At 28.6% G+C, this 4,285-nt stretch carries 8 protein-coding genes; 5 read left to right on the plus strand and 3 right to left on the minus strand.

The window, feature by feature from the left end:
• The 5 genes from ACH2BC_RS00585 to ACH2BC_RS00605 all read left to right on the plus strand — a co-directional run.
• Window positions 1–1,152, plus strand: a 1,152-nt coding sequence (locus ACH2BC_RS00585; RefSeq protein ID WP_395051982.1) for a dihydroorotase family protein, incomplete at its 5' end; no start/stop codon positions are given.
• The gene (locus tag ACH2BC_RS00590; protein WP_395051984.1) at window positions 1,145–1,471 is read left to right on the plus strand and encodes a hypothetical protein; all 327 of its coding nucleotides are present in this window, start codon (window positions 1,145–1,147) and stop codon (window positions 1,469–1,471) included. The genes ACH2BC_RS00585 and ACH2BC_RS00590, both read left to right, overlap by 8 nt.
• Window positions 1,472–1,483: 12 nt before the next feature.
• Window positions 1,484–2,143 carry an alpha/beta hydrolase gene (locus ACH2BC_RS00595; RefSeq protein WP_395051985.1) on the plus strand — a complete coding sequence of 220 codons (660 nt, stop codon included), beginning with the start codon at window positions 1,484–1,486 and terminating at the stop codon, window positions 2,141–2,143.
• 81 nt (window positions 2,144–2,224) lie between these two features.
• Window positions 2,225–2,518: a type II toxin-antitoxin system HigB family toxin gene (locus ACH2BC_RS00600; RefSeq protein WP_395051987.1), complete on the plus strand. Its 294-nt coding sequence runs from the start codon at window positions 2,225–2,227 to the stop codon at window positions 2,516–2,518.
• Between the two features lie 3 nt (window positions 2,519–2,521).
• Complete coding sequence (locus ACH2BC_RS00605; protein WP_395051988.1) at window positions 2,522–2,878, plus strand: type II toxin-antitoxin system HigA family antitoxin; 357 nt, start codon at window positions 2,522–2,524, stop codon at window positions 2,876–2,878.
• A gap of 34 nt (window positions 2,879–2,912) precedes the next feature.
• Here the strand turns inward: ACH2BC_RS00605 and ACH2BC_RS00610 are convergent, their stop codons facing one another.
• From ACH2BC_RS00610 to ACH2BC_RS00620, 3 genes are all read right to left on the minus strand, one after another.
• A complete protein-coding gene (locus tag ACH2BC_RS00610; protein WP_395051989.1) occupies window positions 2,913–3,410 on the minus strand; it encodes a hypothetical protein in 498 nt (165 codons plus the stop codon).
• A 15-nt stretch (window positions 3,411–3,425) separates the two neighbouring features.
• The gene (locus tag ACH2BC_RS00615) at window positions 3,426–3,917 is read right to left on the minus strand and encodes a hypothetical protein (protein WP_395051990.1); all 492 of its coding nucleotides are present in this window, start codon (window positions 3,915–3,917) and stop codon (window positions 3,426–3,428) included.
• A gap of 10 nt (window positions 3,918–3,927) precedes the next feature.
• Window positions 3,928–4,285: MBL fold metallo-hydrolase (locus tag ACH2BC_RS00620; protein ID WP_395051991.1), on the minus strand; the 358-nt coding region annotated here is incomplete at its 5' end.

Here is a 4,285-nt window from a genome sequence, read left to right on the forward strand (position 1 = left end):
GAAAACTTATTATTTTCAAGCGATTACAAACAAGTTTCATATAAAAATTTACATATTTCACAAGGTTGGTTTGACAGCAGTGTATCTTTTGGCGAACCAGGATTTGAAGAAAGAGAAACCATAACAAACGGATTAGATGTTGCTGCCAAAAGTGGATTTACAGCTATTGCTTTGCAACCTAATTCATTTCCTATAATTGACAATCAATCGCAAATACAATTTGTAAAACAAAAAGCAATCAATTCTGCAACAAGTCTTTATCCTATTGGAGCTTTAACTAAAAATAGCGAAGGAAACGATTTAGCAGAGTTATTTGACATGAAAAACTCAGGTGCAATTGCCTTTGGAGATTACAATAAAAACACTTCCAATTCTAATTTACTCAAAATTGCTTTACAATACGTTCAAGATTTTGATGGATTGGTGATTTCTTTTTGTCAAGATGAAAAAATAAAAGGAAATGGAGTTGCCAATGAAGGAATTGTTTCTACACAATTAGGATTAAAAGGAATTCCAAATCTAGCAGAAGAATTAATTATAGCTAGAAATTTATTTTTGTTAGAATATACAGGCGGAAAATTACATATTCCAACAATTTCTACATCAAAATCTGTTGATTTAATTAAAGAAGCTAAAGTTAAAGGTTTAAATGTAACTTGTTCTGTAGCAGTTCATAATTTGGTTTTAACTGATGATAAACTAGAACATTTTGATACTAGATTTAAAGTTTCGCCACCACTTAGAACAGAAGAAGATAGAAAATCATTGCTAGCAGGAATTCTAGATGATACAATTGACACCATAACATCAGATCATAATCCTATAGATATTGAACATAAAAAAATGGAATTTGACTTGGCCAAAAATGGTACAATTGGTTTAGAAAGTGCTTTTTCTGCATTAATGACGGTTTTGCCTTTAGAAAAAATTGTTGAAAAACTAACTTCTGGAAAATCAATTTTTAATCTTGAAGATTCAGAAATTAAAGTTGGGAATGTTGCCAATATAAGTTTGTTTACAATGAATGAAGATTGGACTTTTACAAAAGAAAATATACTTTCAAAATCTAAAAACTCTGCTTTTCTTGGTGCAAAAATGAAAGGAAAAGTTATTGGGATTTATAATAATAATCAATTGATTTTAAATGGATAAAGAAATTATAAAACAAGGAAAAACTGCTGCAATTATAAGTTACATATTATTTGTTGGACCATTAATTGCGCTTTCTATGAATGCAGAAAGTAGAAATCCGTTTGCTTCGTTTCACATTCGTCAAGGTTTGGGATTAACGGTAACGTTTATTGTTATTGGAGTTTCAATAAGTTATTTCAACAACATTATGATTGCATCTTCTATGTGGATATTTATTTCAGTATTAGCAATGTACGGAATTTTTACTGCTGCAAAAGGAGAAACAACAGCAATACCAATTTTAGGAAATATATTTCAAAAATTGTTTAAAATAGTTTAATAAAATACCAAAATGACATTACATCACTTAGTTCGTGAACCCAAAATAAAGTTAGAAAAAAATCCGTTATTGTTATTACTTCACGGTTATGGCAGTAATGAAGAAGATTTATTTTCGTTTGCCAATGAACTTCCTAGCGAATATTACGTAATTTCTGCACGTGCGCCATATGATATATACTTCGACAAGCTCAGCACAAGTTCTGGAAGTTATGCTTGGTATGCAATAAATTTTGACGCTGATGAGAATAAATTTTCAGATATAAATCAGGCACAAAATTCAAGAGATTTAATTGCAAATTTTATTGATGAGTTAATTGTAAATTATCCAATTGATAAAGAAAATGTAACTTTAGTTGGTTTTAGTCAAGGTTGTATTTTAAGTTACGCAGTTGGAGTTTCCTATCCAGAAAAAGTACAACGAATAGTAGCAATGAGTGGTTATTTTAATGAGCAAATTGCAAAGGAAAACTATACTAAAAATAATTTTGATAAATTAAAAATATTTGCATCGCATGGAACTGTAGATCAAGTTGTTCCTGTAGAATGGGCAAGAAAAGCACAACCAGTTTTGTCAGCATTAGGAATTGATATTACTTATAAAGAATATCCAATTGGTCACGGAATTTCACCTCAGAATTTCTTTGATTTTAAGGAATGGTTGGAGAAGTAGAAAATTAAAATAAATTAAATTTTGAGAATACAATTAAATTTGTTCCCATATTGGTAAATAATCTATATATTTGTAAAAAAGTTGAGAGTAGTTGCGAAAAAAATACTGAGAGATTTTTGGTTAGTACATAATGATTGCGAGCAACAATTAAAAGCTTGGTTTCGTGAAGCACAAAAAGCAGAATGGGAAAATACAAACCAAATAAAGGAAGAATATCCAAGCGCAAGTATTCTTAATAACAATCGTGTAATTTTTAATATTAAAGGTAATAACTACAGATTAATTGTAAAAATAAGTTTCGAATATCAAATGGTTTGGATTCGATTTATTGGAACACATTCTCAATATGACAAAACTAATGCTAACACTATATAGTTTATGAACATAAATCTTATAAAATCTGAAAACGATTATAATCAAGCATTAGAAAGACTTGAAATAATTTTTGATGCCAAAAAAGGAACAGAACAAGGTGATGAATTAGAGCTTTTAGGAATGTTAATTGACCAATATGAAAACGAACATTTTCCTATTGATTTACCAGATCCAATTGAAGCAATAAAATTTAGAATGGAACAAATGGGTTATAATCAAAATGATTTGGCTAAAATTGTTGGTTTTAAAAGTCGTGCAAGCGAAATTTTAAGTAGAAAAAGAAAATTATCACTAGATATGATAAGACAATTGCATAATGAATTGAAAATTCCAACCGATGTTTTGATTCAAGTTTATTAATAAATTAGAATTTGAACTTTATAAATAAAATTAATTACTCATCACCATCTTTATCATTACCAGTAACTTTATTCCCAACTTCGCCATCGCCAGTGTAAAGAACTTTGTCGGCTTTTTTAAAGACATAACCTTTGAAAGGAATTAATTGATAATCGCCTTTTATCCAAGGTTTCCCTTCAGATTCTCTTGTTAAAATTAAGGATTTTTCACTTGGTAAAAATACTTCAGCAAGGTTACCATCTTCGCTAAAAAGAACATACAAACTCAATGTAACGTCTTCATTATTAGCGTTTTCAACAGGATTTAATTGAATTCCTGTAAACGCTTTTACACATTCTTTATTTACTTTGCTCCAAGTATATCCAGCCGAAGCCAAACAACCATTTTCGTCTTTATCTGCGCCAACAATTGTAGAATCTTTTGCTGGTTTTCCATCATTTTCATCAGCATCAGAAAACGGTTTGTCATCATTATTTCTACAAGAAACCAATGTTAATACTATAAAAACTAAACTGTAAATACTTTTCTTCATCTTATAAATATGCTATTAATATTGTTGTTTTGGATATAAAAAACTGTCTTGCATTTGAAACGTAAATGTACCATCATCGTTTACAAAATATTTAATTAAAACATCGCCCCAAAGTTCGCCATTACTATAATCGGCAACAATCCAACGGTGATTTAAAATTTTTATTTTATTGATAATAAATTTTTGATCTCCCATAGTTTCATAACCAGTATATTTATTTCCATCTTTAGAATCATTAAATTCTAGTAATGCATCTTTTATTTGAGGCATCAATTTGGTAACATCATATTTTTCAAAATAATCAATTGCATTGTCATTATTTTCTAACGAAAAATAATTTGCATCAAATAATTGATTGGTTAGCGAATCTTTTATTTTTTTATTAAAAACTGCTGTATTTTTATATTTCTTTTGTTCTGCAACCAACGCTTTACTATAATACATATAGGTAAAAACGTTAAAAAGTGCGGTTAAAATAAAAAGATATAAGAACAATTGTTTCTTCATAGTAAGTATTTTAAATAGTAATTTCTAAATTATCGTAAGCTAAAAAAACATTTTTTGGAAGCCGATTTTGAATTTCTTCGTGAAATCCCATAACGTGGCTAATATGTGTAAAATATGTTTTTTCTGGTTGAATCAAAGTTACAAAATCTAGTGCATCTTGCAAACTAAAATGCGAATGATGTTCTTCTTCTCGTAAGGCATTAATTACCAATACTTTTACGCCTTTTATTTTTTCTATTTCTTCCTTTTTAATAGATTTTACATCTGTCAAATAACAAAAATCGTTTATTCTATAACCAAAAACTTGTAAATTTCCATGCAATGCATCAACAGGAATTATTTTATTTTTTCCGATGTAAAATTCTGAA

The organism is Flavobacterium sp. (genome assembly GCF_043760115.1).
Lineage (GTDB): Bacteria > Bacteroidota > Bacteroidia > Flavobacteriales > Flavobacteriaceae > Flavobacterium.

Bases quoted from the DNA above. Each gene is read 5' to 3' on its own strand.
- ACH2BC_RS00595 (WP_395051985.1), top strand. From the start codon at position 1,484: ATGACATTACATCACTTAGTTCGTGAACCCAAAATAAAGTTAGAAAAA.
- ACH2BC_RS00610 (WP_395051989.1), bottom strand. From the start codon at position 3,410: ATGAAGAAAAGTATTTACAGTTTAGTTTTTATAGTATTAACATTGGTT.
- ACH2BC_RS00605 (WP_395051988.1), top strand. From the start codon at position 2,522: ATGAACATAAATCTTATAAAATCTGAAAACGATTATAATCAAGCATTA.
- ACH2BC_RS00590 (WP_395051984.1), top strand. From the start codon at position 1,145: ATGGATAAAGAAATTATAAAACAAGGAAAAACTGCTGCAATTATAAGT.
- ACH2BC_RS00615 (WP_395051990.1), bottom strand. From the start codon at position 3,917: ATGAAGAAACAATTGTTCTTATATCTTTTTATTTTAACCGCACTTTTT.